The organism is Devosia sp. SD17-2, from assembly GCF_029201565.1.
Taxonomy (GTDB): Bacteria; Pseudomonadota; Alphaproteobacteria; order Rhizobiales; family Devosiaceae; genus Devosia.
The window spans coordinates 978581-998411 of the sequence record NZ_CP104002.1 but is presented as its reverse complement, the minus strand read 5'-3'; the positions used below and the strand labels follow the sequence as shown (position 1 = coordinate 998411).

14 protein-coding genes are annotated in these 19831 nt (G+C 63.0%); 10 read left to right on the top strand and 4 right to left on the bottom strand.

Features of this window, described 5'->3' with window-relative positions; all coding sequences use genetic code 11:
* The first annotated feature begins 116 nt into the window (after positions 1-116).
* Genes NYQ88_RS04995 through NYQ88_RS04985 form a run of 3 tightly spaced genes read left to right on the top strand, consistent with a single transcriptional unit; the run spans position 117 to position 4570 of the window.
* Positions 117-1340 (top strand): ROK family protein, encoded by a 1224-nt coding sequence (locus NYQ88_RS04995; protein ID WP_275653853.1) that lies wholly within the window; start codon positions 117-119, stop codon positions 1338-1340.
* A 23-nt stretch (positions 1341-1363) separates the two neighbouring features.
* A complete protein-coding gene (locus NYQ88_RS04990) occupies positions 1364-3700 on the top strand; it encodes a PIG-L family deacetylase (protein WP_275653852.1) in 2337 nt (778 codons plus the stop codon).
* A 6-nt stretch (positions 3701-3706) separates the two neighbouring features.
* A complete protein-coding gene (locus NYQ88_RS04985; protein WP_275653851.1) occupies positions 3707-4570 on the top strand; it encodes a DMT family transporter in 864 nt (287 codons plus the stop codon).
* A gap of 104 nt (positions 4571-4674) precedes the next feature.
* Here the strand turns inward: NYQ88_RS04985 and NYQ88_RS04980 are convergent, their stop codons facing one another.
* Both NYQ88_RS04980 and NYQ88_RS04975 read right to left on the bottom strand, forming a co-directional pair.
* Positions 4675-7188 (bottom strand): PIG-L family deacetylase, encoded by a 2514-nt coding sequence (locus tag NYQ88_RS04980; RefSeq protein ID WP_275653850.1) that lies wholly within the window; start codon positions 7186-7188, stop codon positions 4675-4677.
* A 592-nt stretch (positions 7189-7780) separates the two neighbouring features.
* Positions 7781-8845, bottom strand: a complete 1065-nt coding sequence (locus tag NYQ88_RS04975; protein WP_275653849.1) for a Gfo/Idh/MocA family oxidoreductase — start codon at positions 8843-8845, stop codon at positions 7781-7783.
* 552 nt (positions 8846-9397) lie between these two features.
* Here NYQ88_RS04975 and NYQ88_RS04970 point away from each other — a divergent pair.
* The 6 genes from NYQ88_RS04970 to NYQ88_RS04945 all read left to right on the top strand — a co-directional run bounded on the left by NYQ88_RS04970 (position 9398) and on the right by NYQ88_RS04945 (position 16338).
* Positions 9398-10282, top strand: coding sequence for a phytanoyl-CoA dioxygenase family protein (locus NYQ88_RS04970; RefSeq protein WP_275653848.1), 885 nt, complete (start codon positions 9398-9400; stop codon positions 10280-10282).
* Positions 10283-10402: 120 nt separating this feature from the next.
* Positions 10403-11698, top strand: coding sequence for an ABC transporter substrate-binding protein (locus NYQ88_RS04965; RefSeq protein ID WP_275653847.1), 1296 nt, complete (start codon positions 10403-10405; stop codon positions 11696-11698).
* Positions 11699-11835: 137 nt separating this feature from the next.
* Entirely contained in the window at positions 11836-12729 is an 894-nt protein-coding gene (locus tag NYQ88_RS04960) for a sugar ABC transporter permease (RefSeq protein ID WP_275653846.1), read from the top strand.
* A gap of 126 nt (positions 12730-12855) precedes the next feature.
* Positions 12856-13626 (top strand): carbohydrate ABC transporter permease, encoded by a 771-nt coding sequence (locus NYQ88_RS04955; protein ID WP_275654848.1) that lies wholly within the window; start codon positions 12856-12858, stop codon positions 13624-13626.
* Between the two features lie 10 nt (positions 13627-13636).
* A complete protein-coding gene (gene ugpC, locus NYQ88_RS04950; RefSeq protein ID WP_275653845.1) occupies positions 13637-14695 on the top strand; it encodes a sn-glycerol-3-phosphate ABC transporter ATP-binding protein UgpC in 1059 nt (352 codons plus the stop codon).
* Positions 14692-16338 carry a hypothetical protein gene (locus NYQ88_RS04945; protein ID WP_275653844.1) on the top strand — a complete coding sequence of 549 codons (1647 nt, stop codon included), beginning with the start codon at positions 14692-14694 and terminating at the stop codon, positions 16336-16338. The genes ugpC and NYQ88_RS04945 overlap by 4 nt, the downstream gene beginning before the upstream one ends.
* A gap of 19 nt (positions 16339-16357) precedes the next feature.
* Here NYQ88_RS04945 and NYQ88_RS04940 read toward each other — a convergent pair whose 3' ends face one another.
* Positions 16358-16819, bottom strand: a complete 462-nt coding sequence (locus tag NYQ88_RS04940; RefSeq protein WP_275653843.1) for a hypothetical protein — start codon at positions 16817-16819, stop codon at positions 16358-16360.
* 37 nt (positions 16820-16856) lie between these two features.
* Positions 16857-17228 (bottom strand): hypothetical protein, encoded by a 372-nt coding sequence (locus NYQ88_RS04935; RefSeq protein WP_275653842.1) that lies wholly within the window; start codon positions 17226-17228, stop codon positions 16857-16859.
* 695 nt (positions 17229-17923) lie between these two features.
* Here NYQ88_RS04935 and NYQ88_RS04930 point away from each other — a divergent pair.
* Positions 17924-19819 (top strand): M10 family metallopeptidase C-terminal domain-containing protein, encoded by a 1896-nt coding sequence (locus NYQ88_RS04930; protein ID WP_275653841.1) that lies wholly within the window; start codon positions 17924-17926, stop codon positions 19817-19819.
* Positions 19820-19831: the final 12 nt, after the last annotated feature.

The window sequence follows — 19831 nt, the reverse complement described above, 5'->3', positions numbered from 1 at the left end:
ACAGATCAGGCGCGCCTGTCAATAAAATAATCTACTTGAGTTATTTTGTTCGCGATCTATCGTGACCATCGATCACGGCATACCGTGGTGCCAGTATCGTGGGGAGGACTAGGGTATTGAGCGGACGCACGAAATCGGAACTGCGCCAGCGCGTGGCTATCGGGTCGAACCCCGAGCGGAACCGCGCGCATAATCGCCGCGTCGTCCTCGAAGTCATCCGTATGCACGAGCATCTGGGGCGTACGGAGATTGCCCGGCGGGCCCAGCTCACCCCGCAGGCCGTTGCCAATATTGTCGAGGAACTGCTTGAAGAGGGCCTGCTCATCGAGCTTGGGCGCCTGCGCTCCGGTCGCGGCCAGCCGCCGATCCAGTTCGCCGTCAATCCCGATGGCCCGCTGACCGCCGGCGTCGAAATCGCCGCCGACCACATGGTCACCGCCCTCCTCGACCTCTCGGGCGGCATTCGCGGCCAGTCCATCATTCCCCTTCCCGACGCCGGGCCGGACGTCGTTCCCGGCCTCGTCGCCAAGGAGGTCGCCCGCCTCGAGGCCTCGCTCGGCGCCGACCACAACAAGCTCCTCGGCCTCGGCGTCGTCATGCCCGGCCCGTTTGAAGTTGAGGGCATGAGCTCGGTCGGCCCGGCCACCCTCCCCGGCTGGACCGGCACCGATCCCGTCGCGCTCTTTGCAAAAGCCACCGGCCAGCATGTCGTGGTCGAGAACGACGCCACCGCCGCTGTCGTGGGCGAACGCCTATATGGCGCCGGCCGCCAGCTGGGCTCCTTCTGCTACCTCTATTTCGGGGTCGGTCTCGGCCTCGGTGTCATCCAGGACGGCCGTCCCCTGCGCGGCGCCTTCGGCAATGCCGGTGAAATCGGCCATGTCGGCCTCGTGCCGCGCAATGGCGCCACCCGCTATGGCCCGGCGGGCGCGCTCGAACGGTTCGTTTCCGTCTTCGCCCTGCGCGAACGCCTTGCCATGGCGGGCATCTACGCGGCCAATGTCGAGGACATCCAGCGCCTCCACGACGAGGGCGACAAGACCCTCCTCGACTGGATCGCCATGGCTGCCGACTATCTCGCGCCCACGGTCGCCATGCTGGAAAATATCTTCGACCCCGAAACCGTCATTTTTGGCGGCGGCCTCCCCGATTCCGTGCTCGAAGCGGTCATCGCGGCGCTTGATCCCCTGCCGGTCTCCGTCGCCACCCGCCAGAAGCGCACCATGCCCCGCGTCATTCGCGGCCAGACCGGCCGCCTCACCGCTGCCCTCGGCGCGGCCGCCCTGCCGCTGCTCGACACTGTTTCGCCGCACCTCAGCACTGCCGGCCCCGCCACCTGATTTTTTGCCGAATGGAGCTTTCCATGCTGCCAGATCGTGATCGCCTGCGCCGCCGCGCCACCCAGCCCCGCTCCGTGGCACTACACCGCGCATTGGGGCGCCTGCGTTCCACCGTCACCGTCATGAACACCGGCGCGCATCCCGATGACGAGCACAATGACATGCTCGCGACCCTCCGCCACCAGCATGGTGCCCGCATCATTGTGGCCTGCTCCACCCGCGGCGAAGGCGGCCAGAACACGCTCGGCCCGGAACGCCTCGGGCCACTCGGCGTCCTGCGCAGCCGCGAGATGGAAAAGGCCGCCCGTGTCATCGACGCCGACATCGCCTGGCTCGGCCACGGACCCGACGATCCCGTCCACGATTTCGGCTTCTCCAAATCCGGCCCCGACACCCTCGGCCGCTGGGGCGAGGACCGCACCATTGATCGCCTCGTCCGCGCCTATCGCCAGTTCCGCCCCGACATCGTCATCCCCACCTTCCTCGACGTGCCCGGCCAGCATGGCCACCACCGCGCCATGACTGAAGCGGCCGAACGCGCCCTCGCGCTCGCCGCCGACCCCGCCTATGTCACCGAAGGCCTCACCCCCTGGCGCGTCGCCAAATATTACCTCCCTGCCTGGTCCGGCGGCGGCGACACCTATGATGACGAGCTTCCCCCGCCCCCGGCCACCACCACTATCACCGCCAACGGCCCCGACGCCGCCACCGGCATGAGCTTTGACCGCCTCGGCGAAGTGTCCCGCGCCTATCACGCCAGCCAGAACATGGGCTTCTGGCGCCACCCGCCCCACACCAGCTGGCAGCTCCATTTTGTCGGCGGCACCGCCGAAACCAGCATCTTCGACCAACTCCCCACCCGCCTCACCGATATCGGCGACACTCCCGACCTGGCCGAGGCCGACGCGGCCATCGAAGCCGCCGTCGCCGCCTTCCCCGATGCGGACAAGCTGACTACGGCTCTCCTCACCGCCCGCCGCGCCATCCTCGCTGCCACTCCCGGCATCGCCCCCGAACACGCCCACCGCCTCACGCGAAAACTGCGCGAGATCGACGCCGCCCTGGCCCTCGCCGCCGGCATCGATATCTCAGCCGCGCTTTCCGCCGCGAGCCTCATCCTCGGCGCCTCCATCGACCTCATCATCGAAGCCGATCCCGGCCGCGCCAGCGCCCTCACCATCACCCCGCGCGCCCACCCCGCCATAACCGCCCCCGCCGCAGCCTCCCTCGACACCGGCCGCACCGAGCTCACCATCTCTGCCAGCCCGGAGGCCCCAATCGGCAATCCCTTCCACCCCGACTGGCACAGCCTCGGCGGCAATGGCCTGCTCTCTCTCGAGGTGACCGCCATCGTAGCCGGCGAAACCATTAGCTTCGCCCTCGACACCGAAGAGCCCCTCGTCATCGACCCGGCCCACGCCGTTTCGATCTCCCCGGATGCCCTCATCATCCCCACCGGCACCACCGCCCCGCAGACCATCGCCATCAAGGGCGCGTCTCCCCGGTCGCTGGCCCTCCCCGCTCTGCCCGGCCTCGCCATCGGCACAACCGACGCCGGCCTCACGCTCACCCCGTCAGCAGATCTCGCGCCCGGCCGCCACAGCCTCCCCATCAGCGTCAATGGCCAGCCCGCCTACGCGGTCACGCCAATCGCCTATCCCCATATCGGCCAGACCCGTTTCGTGCGCCCGCAAACCCTCGACATCCTCGCCCTCGATCTTTTCCTGCCACAGACTCGCATCGGCTATATCGGCGGCGGTGCCGATAATGTCGGCCTCTGGCTCGAGCGTCTCGGCGCTGACGTCACCCCGCTCGACGCCGATGCCCTCTCGGGCTATCTCACCCGATACGATACAATAGTCGTCGGCCTCTTCGCCTTCGGCACCCGTCCCGATCTCGCCGCGGCCATCGCAAAGATCCACGATTTCGTCCGCGCCGGCGGCCACCTCGTCACGCTTTACCACCGCCCCGGCGACAACTGGCGCCCGGACGTGACGCCGCCCCTGCCCCTCACCATCGGCAGCCCATCGCTCCGCTGGCGCGTCACCAATCCGGCCGCCCCCGTCACCCTGCTTGACGCCACCCACCCGCTCTTCACCGGCCCCAATCGCATCACCACCGCCGATTTCGACGGCTGGGACAAGGAGCGCGGCCTCTATTTCACCTCCAGCTGGGACAGCGCCTACACCCCGCTTTTGTCCATGAGTGACGCCGGAGAGAGCCCCCTCACCGGGTCCCTGCTCTCGGCGAAAAACGGCGAGGGCCGCCACACCCACACCAGCCTCGTCCTCCACCACCAGATGGACAAGCTCGTGCCCGGCGCCTTTCGCCTCATGGCCAATCTTCTCCAGGCGGCCTGATCGCAAGTGTCCGGCCCGCCCCGCATCGCTGTTGCCTGGCTCCTCAGCGACATGGTGCTCGTCACCATCATGACGGTGCTGGTCAAGCTCGGCGGGGCCAGCTATCCGGCGGTGCAGATGGTCTTCATCCGCTCGCTGATCGGCCTCGTCAGCGTCCTGCCCCTCGCCTGGCGCCATCGCCACGCCCTGCGGCAGACGCGCCAATGGGGCCGTCACAGCTTTCGCGTCCTCTGTAACACGCTTGCCCTCAATGCCAATTTCGCCGCCCTGACCGCCCTGCCGCTGGCCCTCGTCAATGCCATCGGCTTCATGCGCCCGCTGGTTGTCCTCGCGCTGGCCACCTTCATGCTGGGCGAACGCTCCGGCCCCTGGCGCTGGATCGGCGCCCTTATCGGCTTTGGCGGCGTGCTGGTCATGGTCGGCCCCAGCGAAATCTCGTGGAATCTCGGGCTCCTCGCCGCCCTTGCCATGGTGGTCTTCGGCTCGCTTGCCACCGTCCAGACCCGCGCCCTCGCCGGCGAAAACACCACAGTCCTCATGGTCTTCTACACGGTCGGGCTCACCGTCTTTACCGCCCTTCCTGCCCTCTGGGCCTGGCAGCCGGTTGCAAATTCCGATTGGCCGCTGCTGCTGGCCATCGGCGTTCTCGCCCAGATCGGCCAATATTGTTATCTGCGCGCCTACCAGTCGAGCCCGGCCAATCGCCTCGCACCCTTCCACTATCTTTCAATCGTGCTGGCCAGCCTCGCCGGCTTCCTCGCTTTCGGCGAAGTCCCGGCCCCCACCACTTTTGCCGGCATCGCCATCATCATCGCCGCGCTCGTCATCACTACCCGGCTCGACCGGCGCAGCCAGACAAAGCCCGAATAGAAAAACCCCCGGCCGATACGACCGGGGGCTTTTTGCCGCTGGAGGTCGCGGCCTTGGTGGTCCGCGCCAGGGAGGAGGGCGCGAACCGGTATGGGTGACTGACCTCAGTCCTTACGTTTGGCCGGCTGGATCAGATTGGCCATGATGCGGAAAGCGCCCGGGGTCAGCTTGTCGAGCTGGTGATGCAGCACAAGGCTGGTGTGGGTGTGGCGACCCTCACCAATTTCCGCCGACAGCAGCGAGCCGGTCAGCGGCTCTTCGCCGGGATCGCTCATTGCCAGCAGCGGCACATAGGCCTCGCCCCATTCCGAAGCGAAATAGAGCCCGCGTTCCTTGTCCCAGCCGGCCCAATCCTCTTCACCAATGGTGTTGGGATAGGTCAGCAGCGGATGGTCCGGCACCAGCGCCTCCACCTTGGCTTCGGCGTCGGTCACGCGATAGCGGATCGAGGGCGTGCCGATCTTGAGATAGGCCAGCGGCACCGTCTCGCTGTCCCAGCCGTCCGACGGGCGGTGGTAGAGCGTCACCAGATGCCCGCCCTTGTTCACCCACTCATGCACGCCCCGCAGCGCCGCAACGAGATCCTGACGGCGCCCGAACGAGAAGATGCCGACCACCAGCGTATCGAGATCGCGATAGGCGCCCGCTTCCATATCGGCCGGGGTCAGCTCCTTGAGGTCCACCCCGAGCCGCTTGAGCCAGACCGCGACATTGTCGTTGCCACCGCCAATATAGCCGATCTTGCCTTCCGGAATGATCGCCTCGACCGACTGAACCGGCACGGCCACTTCGGTCGGCACCACCGATCGCCCGATATGGGGATAGGTGAAGACATTGATCGCATAGGCCTGCGAGCCCAGGAGCTTTGGCGCAATGGTGATCCGCGTCGTGCCCAGATCGGTCGGCGGGGTCAGGTCAAACGTGCCCGCCTCGATCCCGGTGTCGCCATTGGCGCTCATCGTCCAGCCCGCGGGCAGGTCGAAGTCGAGGTCGGCGATCGTGCCGCCTGCAACCACGGCAGTCATCTCCACCGGCGCGATTTCCGCCTGCGTGTTGAACACCACCGCGTCTGGCGTCAGCTCCAGCGAAGCCTGGGGCAACACCCGCAGCGCATCCTCGAGATCGACGTCGATCACTGCCTCATGGCCATCGATCTCCGCCGTCAGCCGCACAAAGGCATCACCGTTGCCGCCGAGCGGATCGAACTGCTCGTTGAGCGGATTGGTCAGCGCCGCATCATCAGCCACGGTGACGGTAACGCCATCGGCCGTGGCTTCGGCGCCGCTGATCCCCTCGCGCGCAATCACTTCCACCTTGGAAATGCTCACCGCATCGGGCGCATCGACAATGGTCTTGACCACGATCTCGTCGCCGGGGTGCAGATCCCCGCCATCGCTATAGGCGCGGATATGCATGCCCGCAGCGGTTGCGAGCGCGAGATCGGTTTCCTTGATCTTGCGATCGAGGCGATGGGCGATATTGTCCTCGAGCTCCACGGGCAGCGTCTTGCGGGCCTCGGCCAGTGCCTTGGCGATCTCGACCAGCTTTTCGGTCACACCCACCGGATCGCCGTAATCATCGAGCGCGTCGTCGATCAGTCCCTGCGCATTGCGCAAGGCATCCGCTGCGCCGGCGGGCATGCCATCAACCTCGGCGATCTGGCCAAGCGTCGCCAGAATGCCTTCGCGAATATCATTCTCCGCTGCACCCGCCTCGCCAATGCTGGCCCAGCTGAGGTTGATCGGCCATTCAGTCTGCGGATCGGGGCGCCAATTGCCCATGCCCTGCGTCAGATGGCAGGAACGGGACCATTCGCCCATCTGCGGGAACGTTGCTCCGGAAATCGGGTCGCGCTCGGGCGCCTTCACCACCAGCGTGGTCGGCGGCGGCGGGGTTTCGTCGTCATAAACGCCGCCACCGCCACCCCATGCCGGCTGGTAGATCTTGGGCACGGTCCAGGGCTTGAGCCCGGCCGCGATCTGCTCGGGGAATTGCGTCTCGTCGCCGGAAAGATCGGCCACGATGAAGGTCGCCACATTGGCAGCCCGGTGGTGGCCGTGCTGACCACCCACATCGAGGAAGCAATTCATGATGGCGTCGGGCTTGTACTGGCGCACCGCCCAGGTCATGCGCTCGACAACGCGATCCCGGCCCCAGCGATCGATCGTCGCATTGGGATCCTTGGAAAAGCCGAAGTCATGCATGTGGTCGTGGTGCCCCTGGCTGCCAAAGGCCAACGAGGCGTCGAGCGCGCGCGAAGCCTCTGTCATCTCACGCGTGCGCAGCACACCCAGCACCGAACCGCGCTCCGGGCCGATGGCGTTCTGCCCGCCCTCGCCGCGCGTGATGCAATAGAGCACCGGATGGATGCCATAGACATGGCGCAAGGCGGCCAGCATGCCGCTGGGCTCGTCATCGGGGTGCGCACCCGTCGTCATCAGCGTCATCGTCGAGGTCAGTCGCTCGAGCTGACGATAGAGTTTGACGATGGCCGGCTCACCCTTCTGCGCCGCAATCAGTTCGAGATTGGACGCTGGCGCCGCCCAGGCCGGGATCTGCGTCGCCGCCAGAAGCGGGGGCACGGAAGCGATGAAAGTACGCCGGGTCAATCGTGTCATGAAACTATTCCTCTCCTTGTCCGCCATGGACCCCGCCCCCTCAGACAGCCGCATGGCGCCTGTCTGGGACTATGGGAGGAGGAATAACTCAACTCAAGTATGTTATCCGGATAAAGCGTTTGCTATCGCGAAAAGTCGAAACGACAAAAAATCGAGCCATCTCGCGAACAGACAACAAAAAATCGCAATGAGTACTTTACGGATAGCAATTGGCGACCCAGAATAATGAGCCCCTATCTCCAAAAAAAACGACGCGGGACACCTCAACTGTCCCGCGTCGATAAAGCTGCTGCAGTGCGATTCGGCGTAATGCCCGACGACTGACGGCCTGGGTGAAGCACCAGCTCTTGTACCCGCCCGCGTTGCGCTCAGCTGCCCTCGGAAAACCGTCCACGCTCGTCCGCTTCGAGAAGCTCATTGATCACATTGCGGATATGGCGCGACATCGCCTTATAGGCCGCATCCGGATTGCGCAGGCGCAGCGCCGCGACGATCGAATGGCGATCCGGCGGGCAACGACCTGATACAGTCGCTGCCCCCGATCAGATGCGGTATATGGCCCCCATGGCCTCTCCTGGCTTCCGGCAGAGCCTCAGGGCAGCCAGGAATGGTAATAAGGATGGTCCGGGGTCACCGGCAGCTTTGAAACCTGGCCCGTGCGCTGGGAATGATAGGCCGCTGTTACCAGCTCAATGGTCATGCGCGCCTGCTCGAGCGTCACCGGCACTTCCCCGTCCGTCATCACGGCTTCATGGAACAGCTGGAACTGGCGCGGATAGCTGACGTCCTTGTCGACATATTCGGCCAGCGCGGCATCGATCTTGGCCTGATGGGCCGGATCACGCGAAGTAAAAGTCCAGGGATCTTCGCCAAAGGTGTAGGGCGCATGCACGCTCTCGGCGGTCATGTCCGAGAAGCAGAAGCGCAGCCGCGACAGTTCCTTATGCGAGCCAAGCGTCACCGACAGGGCCGCCACAGATCCGTTCTGCATCGTCAACGAGGCCACCATCGTGTCCTCGACCTCGATCTTATGCATCAGCGTCGCGCCATGTGCCGACACGGCGGCCACAGGCCCCTGGATGTAGCAGAGCATGTCATGGATATGGATGGCGTGGCCGAGGAAGCTCCCGCCCAGTTCACTCTTCCACTTGCCGCGCCATTCGACGTCATAATATTCTGGCCCGCGCCACCAATGGGTCTCGATGGTCGAGAGATAGGGCTTACCGGTCAGCCCCTTGTCGACCAGCATTTTCATCTTCTGCAGCCCGCTGCCATAGCGGTACTGGAAAATGGGCATGAACTTGCGGTCGGATTTGGCGAGGATCTCGGCCATCGCATCCACTTCGGCGATCGAACCGAACAGCGGCTTTTCGCAGATCACATGCTTGCCCGCCTCGATGGCCCGCTTGCACAGCTCGAAATGCGGCACCGGCGGGGTGCAGATATCGATCACATCGATATCGCCGCGAGCAAACAGCGAGTCGAGATCACTCGTAAACTCCCCCACCCCGTGTTTGGCGACGGCCTCTCGGCCCCGCGCTTCGTCCAGCGAGGTCAACACCGGGACCTCGAACAGGTCACTATTGTCGGCATAGCCCTCGAGATGCGCCTGCGCGATGCCGGCACCAATTACGCCGACGCGGAGTTTGCGGGTCATTACTGTTATCCTCCTTGAGAAATTCTTGCAGCCTTGCTCTGCGCCTCAAGCGAGAGGCGGCAGCGCGCAATGCCATTTCGTAAACTCATTTCAGATTCGCCACGATCCTGCACCTTAGCGCCAACGACAAACCCCAATGTCAGTGTCTGCATGCTCTCGTCAGCTGATTGGCACCAAATCCCTCGGAAATCGCGCTCAACGCTCACAGTCTGTTAGCAAAACCACCACCAATACGAGCATATTGCCCTTGCTCAAGCGCCGGAATCCGAGCTCTCAATGTAGCCCTAAAACACCCTCTTGACTTGTATGGAAGACGTTGCAATCTTCCCGGGGTCTGAGTGGGGTCAACCTCTCAGGAACGGCCGGAGACACGTCATGGGCAAAGCCCAGCCAGGGTATGTGGTTAAGCGTGAGCTACGCGGTATGTCTGCTGTCTGACCGACTAAACCCCGGACAGCTGCTCGTATCGACCTTCTGAGTTGCCCGCAAAATGAACACAACCGTGCGGTCGCGGTTGGCGGGACGAGAAATTCTCCCCAGCAGCGCCGCCTGATGACCCCGAAAAGGGGCGCGGGATTTGGGATGGAGAACGGCCTCGCCGAGGGTGCACCCTGCACCGATCTCGAACGCTATATGTTTGATCTTAATGGCTTTCTCGTGCTGCGCAACGCCTTGTCGTGCGCGGAGGTCGCCGCTTGCAATGAGCTGCTCGACGAGGTCGACGGCTTCGTCGGCGACGGCTGGCATGGCAAGGTCAAGCTCTACAATGACACCAGCCGGCAGGAGGGCCTCGTCCTCCAGCAGGTCTATGAAGGCGGGCCGACCTGGGAGAGCCTCATCGACCACCCGTCCTGGTTCCGCAAGGCAGTCCACTTCATCGGCTCGGACGACCCCGAAAATTTCGACGGCCACCACGGCCCGGCCTTCATCGACGAATGTTTCGCCTCGGTGCGCGGCCCCGGCCAAGCGCTGCGTCTCCACTCCGGCGGCCATGTCGGCACCATCCGCACCCAATACCGCTTCCATGCCGGAAAATTCCACTGCGGCCAAGTTAACGTACTGATTGCGCTCAATGATATCGGTCCTGGCGATGGCGCCACCATGGTCATTCCGGGCAGCCACAAGTCCAATCTGCGCCATCCCCAAACCGTCGCCCTCGACAAGCGCGACGAGCCATCCTCGGTCGATGGCGTGGCCGGCGCGGTAGAGGTCCATCTCAAGGCCGGCGACGCCCTGATGTTCGTCGACGCCATCATGCATGGCGCCGCCCGCCGCACCAATCCCGGCCAGCGCCGCATGACCGTCTACCGCTACGGCCCGAGCTGGGGCTATTTCCGGCACGCCTATGTGCCGAGCCCGGAACTCCTGGCCCGGCTGACGCCCGAGCGCCGCCGGATCATCATGCCGCACAAATTGCCGGCAGCCGCCAATGGCTGACGGCGAACCGCACGCAGGACTGACCCGCGCCACCTAGAGGTACGTAAGTCGGCCGAGGAATAGGCCCCGCCTCATCAGGGAGTGATGCCGGGGAACGTAGACTGCTCAAGGGAGGAACAGATGAGCAAACTCAATAGACGCCTGTTTTTGGGGGCCGCCGGCTCCGTCGTTGCCCTGTCGGCCCTGGGCCGCCCGGCCTTCGCCCAGGGTACGCAGATCCGCCATTTCTGGTGGGGCAACCCGGAGCGCGACCGGCGCACTTTCGCCGTCATCGACATCTTCAACCAGAAGAACCCCAACATCACGGTCAGCGGTGAAACGCTTGGCTTTGCTGACTATTTCACCAAGCTCACCACCCAGATCGCCGGCGGCAACATGCCCGACGTGATCCAGCAGGGCTATGGCGTGCTGTTCGAATATATCGCCAATGGCGCCGTCGTCCCGCTCGATGACTATGTCGGCAAGAGCCTCGATATCTCGCGGATCGACCAGAGCGCCATCGATGCCGGCACCGTGGACGGCAAGTTCTACGCCCTCTCCATCGGCGCCAATTCGCACATGGCGATCTACAACACCCGCCTCTACGAAGAGGCCGGCATCACAATCGGCGAAGGCGCCGATTTCGATCCCTATGGCTACACCTATGACGATCTCGCCCGCATCGGCGCGCAGATCAAGGAAGCCACCGGCGTCGCCGGCACCGAGGACAACACCGCCGACTACCAGAACTTCTCCGACTTCATCGCCCAGAAGGGCGTCGCCATGTTCAACGAAGATGGCACCTACGGCGCGACCCAGGAAATCGTCGAGGAATACTGGTCAACCTGGCAGAAAACCCGTGAGGCCGGCGCCACCCCTGCAGGTCCGGAATCGGCGGGTCTGGCCGGCGTGTCCGACCTCAGCCAGCTCGGCGTCGTCACCGGCAAGGCCGCCACCTCCTATGTCTGGAGCAATCAGCTTGTCGGCGCACAGGGTCTCGTCGAGGACCCGCTCGGCGCGGCCATGTATCCGAACACTCCCGAAATGATCCCCGGCTCGATCATCCAGCCCAGCCAGTTCGTCTGCCTCACCCGCGACAGTGTCGATCCGGAAGCCGCCACCGCCTATATGAGCGCCTTCATCAACGACCTCGACATGACCGGCGTCCTGGGCCTTGAGCGCGGCATCCCCTCAAATTCGGACGTTCGCGCCGCCCTCGAGCCCACGCTCTCGGCCGCAGAAGCCGTGTCGGTCGCCTTCTTCGATGCCATTCAGGGCAAGACCGCAGCGCTCGCGCCGCCGCCGCCCTCGGGCTCCAACGAGGTCGAACAGACCTTCGAACGCGTGGCGGTCTCGGTCCTCCTCGGCGAAAAGTCGATCCCCGAAGTCGCTAAAGACTTCCTCGCACAGGCCAAAGCCATCCTGGCCCGCGCCTGATCTCCGGGCGTCGCGACAACGGCGCCACATTCACGAACGGCACCTCCCCCTCGAAGGGGGAGGTTGGGAGGGGGTGGCGGTTCGGCACCTGGCCTTGACCGTCGCCCGCCACCCCATGACCGAGTAGGACCACCGCCATGGAAAAATTCTTCCGACGCAATTTCGCCGGCTATGCGTTTCTCTCGCCGTGGCTGATCGGTTTTTTCCTCTTGGCCATCGGCCCGATCCTGGCCTCGCTCTACCTCAGCTTCACCAAGTACAACATCGTGCGCCCGCCGCAGTGGATAGGGCTCGACAATTTTGTCTACATGTTCGAGTTCGACGACCGCTTTAAGAAGGCCCTGCAGGTCACTTTCACCTTCGTGGTCATCTCCGTGCCCGCCAAGCTGATCTTCGCCCTCGGCGTCGCCATGGCGCTGGACAAGGGGATCCGGGCCATCGGTTGGTATCGCGCGCTTTTTTACCTGCCCTCGATCCTCGGCGGCTCCATCGCCGTCGCCATCCTCTGGCGCCAGCTGTTCAATTATGATGGCGTTATCAACGGCATACTGCGCCTCTTCGGTGGCGACGGCCCCTATTGGCTGGCCGATCCCAAATACTCGCTCTGGACGCTGATCGTCCTCGCCGTCTGGCAGTTCGGCTCGCCCATGCTGACCTTTCTGGCGGGTCTGCGCGCCATTCCCCAGGAGCTCTACGAGGCCGCCGAGATCGACGCCGCCGGCCCCGTGCGTAAATTCTTCGCCATTACAGTGCCCCTGCTCGCGCCCGTCATCTTCTTCAATCTCGTCCTGCAGATGATCGAGGCCTTCAAGAGCTTTTCCGGCGCCTTCATCATCTCCGGCGGCAGCGGTGCCCCGCTCGATAGCCTGCTGTTCTTTACCGTGTACCTTTACGAAGAAGCCTTCAGCTATCTGCGCATGGGCTATGCCTCGGCGCTCGCCTGGGTGCTCCTCGTGATCATCGCGGCCTTCACCGCAATCGCCTTCTGGACCTCCAAATATTGGGTCCACTACGAAAATGAGCGGGGTTGAACCATGACCGACGCCACTTTGCCCACCACCCCCATGACCGCCAGGGACTATCGCGAACTCAAGGCCAAACGCGCCCGGCGCGCGGGCCTGCTCAAGCACATCTTCCTCATCATCACCTCGCTGATCATGACCTATCCGCTGATCTGGATGCTGGCGGCCTCGTTCAAGCCCGACAACCAGATCTTCGGTTCGCTCTCACTCTGGCCGACCCAATCCGACTGGCTCAACTACTGGCAAGGCTGGAACGCGCTCTCGGTGGATTTCGGGCGCTTTTTCTGGAACTCCACCGTCGTCACCGTGCTCTCGGTCATCGGCAATGTGCTGTCCTGTTCCTTTGCCGCCTATGCCTTTGCCCGGCTCGAATTTACCGGCAAGAACATCTGGTTCGCCCTGATGATGATGACGCTGATGATCCCCTATCACGTCGTCCTCATCCCCCAGTACCTGCTGTTCCTGCAGCTCGGCTGGGTGAACACCTATCTGCCCCTGATCGTGCCGCAGTTCCTCGCCGGCGACGCCTTCTTCATCTTCCTGATGGTGCAGTTTTTCCGCCAGCTGCCCCGCGAACTCGACGAGGCGGCCATGATCGACGGCTGTTCGCCGTTCAAGATCTATTGGGCCATCATCCTGCCTTTGAGCCTGCCGGCCATGGCAACCGCCGCCATCTTCAGCTTCATCTGGACCTGGCAGGATTTTCTCGGTCCGCTGGTCTATCTCAACAAGGTCGAGGACTACACCGTGCCGCTCGCTCTGCGCATGTTCCTCAGCCAGGATGGCGCCAGCCAGTACGGGCCCATGTTCGCCATGTCGATCCTCTCGATCCTGCCCATCTTCCTCTTTTTCATCATCTTCCAGCGCCTCATCATCCGCGGCATCGCCATGAGCGGACTAAAGTAAGGACGAACCCATGGCATCCGTTACCCTTTCAGAAGTCCGCAAGGCCTATTCCGGCTTCGAAGTCGTCCACGGCATCGATCTCGAAGTGCAGTCCGGCGAATTCCTGGTGCTGGTCGGCCCGTCAGGCTGCGGAAAATCCACGCTCCTGCGCATGATCGCCGGGCTCGAGGAGATCACCGACGGCACGATTTCCATTGGCGACCGCGTGGTCAACGACCTCCCGGCCAGCCAGCGCAACCTCTCCATGGTGTTCCAGTCCTACGCGCTCTACCCGCACATGTCGGTGCGCAAGAACCTGGCCTTCGGCCTCGGTAATCTGCGCATGCCCAAGGACGAGATCGCCCGCCGCGTCGCCGAAGCCGCAAAGATCCTCCAGATCGAAGAGCTGCTTGAGCGGAAGCCCCGCCAGCTTTCGGGGGGTCAGAAGCAGCGCGTCGCCATCGGCCGCGCCATCGTGCGCGAGCCCCAGCTTTTCCTCTTTGACGAACCGCTGTCCAACCTCGACGCGGAACTCCGCGTGCAAATGCGCGTCGAACTCGCCGGGCTCTACAATCGCCTCGGCACCACCATGATCTACGTCACCCACGACCAGATCGAGGCCATGACCATGGCCACCCGCATCGCCGTGCTCAACAAGGGTCGGCTCGAGCAGGTCGGCACCCCCTACGAGCTCTATAACGCCCCCAAGAACCTCTTCGTCGCCAGCTTCATCGGCTCGCCGAAGATGAACCTCATCAAGGGCAATTCGAGCGGCACCGCCATCGATCTTCCTGGCCTCGGGACTTTACCACGCGCAGCCGGCGCCGGCCCTGTCACACTCGGCGTCCGTCCCGAGCATCTGGCCATCGGCGCCCCTGGCGACATCTCGGTCGAAGGCACCATCACCCTCATCGAATATCTCGGCAGCGAGGTGTTTATCTATGTCGCCCTGCCCGATGGGCAGACCCTTCTCGCCCAGGCGCCCGGCAATGTCCGCCACCAGCGCGGGGAAAAAGTCAGCGTGAGTTTCCGCGCCGAAGACACCCACCTCTTCGACGCCGATGGCCTTCGCATCGAGGCCGCCCAGTGACCGAGGACCTTCTCGCCGCCCTGCGCGCCACCGACGTCGCCGCAGCCATCGGCCCCCTCGGCAAGCCCGCCGACGCCGCCCTCCTTGACGAGTGGCAGCGTTCCGGCGTGCGCTTCGTGTCCAACGCGCCGAAACTGACGGCCCGCTACTACCAGGCTGTGCGCGAACTGTTCGACTGTATCGCCCCCGCCGCCGACGACACGCCGATCCTGCACGAAGGCGGCATTTATCACGGCTGCTGGCTCGAGAGCACCGGCACCATCAATGCCGAACTCTTGAGCCGTTTCCTCCCCTCTATCAGCGGCGCCACCTTTGCCGCCTTCGCCAGACACCAGCGCGACGACGGTCTCTTCCCCTATAAGATGACGGCCGGCGGCCCCGGCTTCAGCCAGATCCAGCTGGTGAGCCCCCTCGCCCGCTCCGTCTGGAACCATTTTTGCCTCAACGGGCGCGACACGGCCTGGCTGCGCACCCAATACGACGCCATGCCACGCTACGACGCCTGGATCGCGCGACACCGCGACACATTGGGCACCGGCGCCGTCGAGGCCTTCTCGACCTACGACACCGGCCACGACCTCTCCTCGCGCTTCTGGCATGTGCCGGACAGCCCCTTCGGCAATGACCCTACGCGCTGCGATCCCGACAATCCCATCCTGCCCTTCATCGCCCCCGACCTGACGGCGAACATCGCCTGCCAGCGGCATTATCTCGCCCGCATCGCCGATGCCCTGGGCAAAGACGCTGCCGGCTGGACCGACAAGGCAGAGGCGAGCACCGAGGCGCTGTTTGCCCAATGCTTCGATGCCGAGGACGCCTTCTTCTACGATCGAGACCGACATGGCCGGCCTGTCCGGCTCCAGTCAGACGTCCTGCTCCGCGTCCTCGCCTGCGAGATCGGCGACGGAGACCTGTTCCGGCAGGCACTCGCCCGCTACCTGCTCAATACCCGCAAATTCTTCGCCAAGTTTCCGCTGACCTCGATAGCCCTCGATGATCCGCGCTTCGACCCCAGTTTCGCGCAGAACAGCTGGGCCGGGCCGACCAATTTCCTCACCCTCATCCGCACGGCGCACGCTTTCGAGCACCATGGCCACCACGTCGAACTGAGCTGGATCACCCAACCCACGCTCGCCGCGCTTTTCGAGGCCGACGGCTTCCCGCAGACGCTCAATCCCTTTACCGGAGCGGCCGGGTTCACCGAAAAATACTCCCCGTCCATTCTCTGCATGCTCGACTTCATCGAGCGTCTCTCAGGGATTCTGCCGCGCCCCGACGGAACCGTGTGGTTCACCAGCCTCCTGCCCAAGCCCGTCACGCACAAGCACGAAACCTGGAACACCGGCTACGCCCGCACCATCGACGGCGCAGTATTTGAGCTGATCAATACGGCCGACGGCGGCGAAATCTATCGCGACGGTCACCTTCTCTGCCGCTTCCCTGCGGGAACCCGCGTTATCCTCGATCGCAGCGGCGCGCTCTCTGGCGTCCTCGGCCTCACCAGCCGCACGGTAAGGGGTACGATCGCCTTTGACGGCCAGACGGTGCCGCTCTCCATTGCCCCCAACAAGCACCTGTCCTGGGACGGCACCGGCCTTCACCGCAGCGCCAACCCTGGCCTCGTGCTGCCGGAATACGACTGACCCTGCGGTTCATGTCAGATCAGTCCTCGGAGGAGACTTCGCCGGTCGCGTAAAACCGCCGGCGACTGTCGTCGCAACTGCCCAGGAAGCCCCTGTCTCGCTCGGAATTATAGGCCGATCCCAGCACTTCGATGATATCGCCCGCTCCGGACTGGTAACTATAGAACTGCAATCCGCGGCAAAATCGGCTGCCCTCGATCGGGCGCACGCAGGTCAGATACCGGCTTCCCGCCACACTGGCGGGCACGATGTCACAGCGAAACCCGTTGGCCTCAAGCACAGGCGCCTGCTCTTCCAGATCGGCTTGGGTTGGCACGAAGCGCGAAAAAACCGCGGTGAGGGCATTTGCGTCCTCCGGGCTTGCCACAAGCGCCTCGTAAAGCTCTCCGCGCGCTAAATTTTCCTCGCTCAAGCCAAATTGGCTGAGCAGGACCATCACGATTGCGCCGCCGATCACGAGTGCTATTGCCACTTTGCGCATGACCAGAACTCCCGTCCCCAATAGATATTCGAAGGCCTCAGCAGGGGCCCAGGATTTCCGCCACCTCCAGCACACCATCGGCATAAGTGCCGCTGACCAGTGTGCACCTATCCGCATAATTGGCGCGGAGATACGCCTGATCTTCAGCCGAACCCCGCATGCGCGGCAGCCGGTTTCCGCTCCACAACATCGAATGCGGACGGGTAACCTGTTGGGCAAGCGAAATGCCGTTCCAGGGACATGGCTCGAGATAGCACTGGATAGCGGTGCGACCGACCTGGAGTTCGACTAGATCCGCATCGCCCTTCAATTTCCTCTCCTCCGCCATCGCCGGCTGGAAGGCAGAAAAGCTGATCACCCCCGAGATGACCAGCACTCCTGCGATCAAAACGCCCGAGTTTCGCGTCATGGCAAAAATCCGAAAAAGGTTTCCATGACCATGTGACGCCCCCAGTTCCAAAAGGCTTGGGCCAAGACGCTAACTTTGTTTCCGTCGCCCCCGCGGCTGGGCTTTCAGCGGAGCGCACATCGCAACTTTTAGCTGCAATCCCCCCGCTATCGCCGGCCAGACATGGGGCCTTGCCCGCATACTGACAATTATCACCTTACAAGGCGCAACCGTGCTGAGAGATGTGCGTTTCGAAGCCCCAAAACGGCGCTGACAGTTGTGCTGAACCCTCCAAATCACCCGTGGGCAAATTGACGCAGAAGCCTGTAAAAACAAGACCTTGACCGCAGCGCCGGCCGAGAAAAAACGGAGTTGTAAGTAGCTTATACCAGAAGGACTATCCCACACGCGCCGGCATAATACTTTTGGCCTATTCTGGCAAAATTCCGCCTAAAACTGTGTCCGATTGGTCACAGTTCCCGCATTTCTTAAAAATTTCTGAGGTACCGCGCCTCATTAATCATATTGTTCCGCAACGAATCGCTCCTCAATTTTTCGGAGTTCCCAGTCAGTTGCCGTCAACCCCATAATTTTGAGTCCAGAAGTCGTGGCGAAACTAGGGCGTAGCTGGGTCACATCAGCCGAGAACGGGCCGTTCGAGGGCCCCATTTAGGGTTAATCACTCAGTCATCAGAAACAATAAAAGGATGAACCTGATGGCTTCCTGGCCGGATTCAACAAACACTGGCGTTCCAGATGGCGTTAAACTGCTTCCCTCGGGCGACATCATCGTAACCAAGCCCGGCACGGTTATCTCGGGCCTCAACATTACCGGAACTGTCTATATCGACGCCGACAATGTGACCCTGCAGAACTGCAAGATTACAGCGGCATCCTTCGCCGTTGTTTACATCAAGGCCGGCTCGGACGGCGTGGTGGTCAAGGACTGTGAAATCAATGGCGTAGGCACGAATAACTCGGGCAGCCACGGGATTTATGGCGGCGGCACCTTCCTGCGCAACGAAATCTACAATGTTGAAAACGGCATTTCGCTCTCCGGCACGCGCGGCACGGTGATCGAAGGAAACTACATCCATAGCTTCAAGGCCTCTGGCTCCCCGCATTATGACGGCATCCAGATGGATGGTGGCCAGACCGATACGATTATTCGCGGCAATTCCATTATTCTAAACCACGGCCAGACGGCCGCGGTGATGATCGATAACTACTTTGGTCCGATCAAGAATGTGCTCGTAACGGACAATCTGTTGGTTGGCGGCGGTTACACCGTCTATTCCGACGGCCAGTTCAGTGGCGGCTCCATGTCCGGCATCGAGATTACCAACAACCACATTGGTGGCGGTCGCTGGGGTGATCTGAATATCAACAATTCGTCCCCCGTTTACACCGGCAACTCCAAGGATGGAGCGGCGATCGCTGCGACGCTGAACGGCAACGGCAATGAAACCGGTTCCGGCCAGGATAACGACACCGACAACGGCACCACCACGCCCCCGCCGGTGACCGAGCCCACAAACCCCACCACCCCGACCCAGCCGGGCAATGAGACGGGTTTCACCGGCACGAACAATGCCGATCGTCTCGTCGGCAACTCCAGCGCCAACTTCCTTGATGGCAAGGGCGGCAACGACATCCTCGACGGTGTCGGCGGCAACGACACGCTTTATGGCGGCGCCGGTCGCGACACGATGACTGGTGGCGCCGGAAACGACGTGTTCCTGTTCAAGTCGGTATCGGAAATGGGCCGCTATGCCAGCACCCGTGACATCATAACCGACTTCGTGAGCGGCCAGGACAAGATTGATCTGTCCTCAGTTGACGCCAATGCGAGCCTGAGCGGCGTTCAGGACTTCACGTTCCTCGCCAGGGACAACCAGGTGTTCAGCAAGACGGCTGGTGAACTGGCCTGGCACACGGACGCCGCCAATAATCGGACGATTATTCAGGGCGACACCAATGGCGACGGCAGGCACGATTTCGAGATCGAACTCAAGGGCCTCGTGTCTCTGAAGGCCAGCGACTTCGTCGGCCTGACCTCGTCCAATAACGTCGAGGCGCCCACCACCCCGACCACTCCGCCGACGCCCCCGACTGCACCCACTCAGACGACCATCTCGGGCACCCGTTCGGCTGACCGCCTGACCGGTGATGCCGGCGCCAACTTCCTCGATGGCAATGCCGGCAACGACACGCTTAACGGCGGCGCCGGCAATGACACGCTCTATGGTGGCACGGGTCGGGACACGATGACAGGCGGTGCCGGCAACGACATCTTCCTGTTCAAATCCGCTGCGGAGACCGGACGCTTTGCCAGCACCCGTGACATCATCACGGACTTCACCAAGGGCGAGGACAAGATCGACCTCTCAGAGATCGATGCCAATACCAAGTCGAGCGGCAATCAGGCGTTCACCTTCCTCGCCAAGGACGACCAGATCTTCGGCAAGAATGCTGGCGAACTCGCCTTCCACACCGACGACGCCAACAACCGCACCCTGATCCAGGCCGACACCAACGGCGATGGCGTGCATGACTTCGAAATCCAGCTGACCGGTCTGGTCCAGCTCAGTGCCGGCGATTTCATTCTCTAGGCCAAACACACT

What these genes read in the sequence shown, in the direction of transcription:
- NYQ88_RS04965 (WP_275653847.1), top strand. Translation starts at nt 10,403, where the DNA reads ATGAGCAAACTCAATAGACGCCTGTTTTTGGGGGCCGCCGGCTCCGTC.
- NYQ88_RS04975 (WP_275653849.1), bottom strand. Translation starts at nt 8,845, where the DNA reads ATGACCCGCAAACTCCGCGTCGGCGTAATTGGTGCCGGCATCGCGCAG.
- NYQ88_RS04935 (WP_275653842.1), bottom strand. Translation starts at nt 17,228, where the DNA reads ATGACGCGAAACTCGGGCGTTTTGATCGCAGGAGTGCTGGTCATCTCG.
- NYQ88_RS04990 (WP_275653852.1), top strand. Translation starts at nt 1,364, where the DNA reads ATGCTGCCAGATCGTGATCGCCTGCGCCGCCGCGCCACCCAGCCCCGC.
- NYQ88_RS04980 (WP_275653850.1), bottom strand. Translation starts at nt 7,188, where the DNA reads ATGACACGATTGACCCGGCGTACTTTCATCGCTTCCGTGCCCCCGCTT.
- NYQ88_RS04930 (WP_275653841.1), top strand. Translation starts at nt 17,924, where the DNA reads ATGGCTTCCTGGCCGGATTCAACAAACACTGGCGTTCCAGATGGCGTT.
- NYQ88_RS04940 (WP_275653843.1), bottom strand. Translation starts at nt 16,819, where the DNA reads ATGCGCAAAGTGGCAATAGCACTCGTGATCGGCGGCGCAATCGTGATG.
- NYQ88_RS04955 (WP_275654848.1), top strand. Translation starts at nt 12,856, where the DNA reads ATGACCTATCCGCTGATCTGGATGCTGGCGGCCTCGTTCAAGCCCGAC.
- ugpC (WP_275653845.1), top strand. Translation starts at nt 13,637, where the DNA reads ATGGCATCCGTTACCCTTTCAGAAGTCCGCAAGGCCTATTCCGGCTTC.
- NYQ88_RS04960 (WP_275653846.1), top strand. Translation starts at nt 11,836, where the DNA reads ATGGAAAAATTCTTCCGACGCAATTTCGCCGGCTATGCGTTTCTCTCG.
- NYQ88_RS04970 (WP_275653848.1), top strand. Translation starts at nt 9,398, where the DNA reads ATGACCCCGAAAAGGGGCGCGGGATTTGGGATGGAGAACGGCCTCGCC.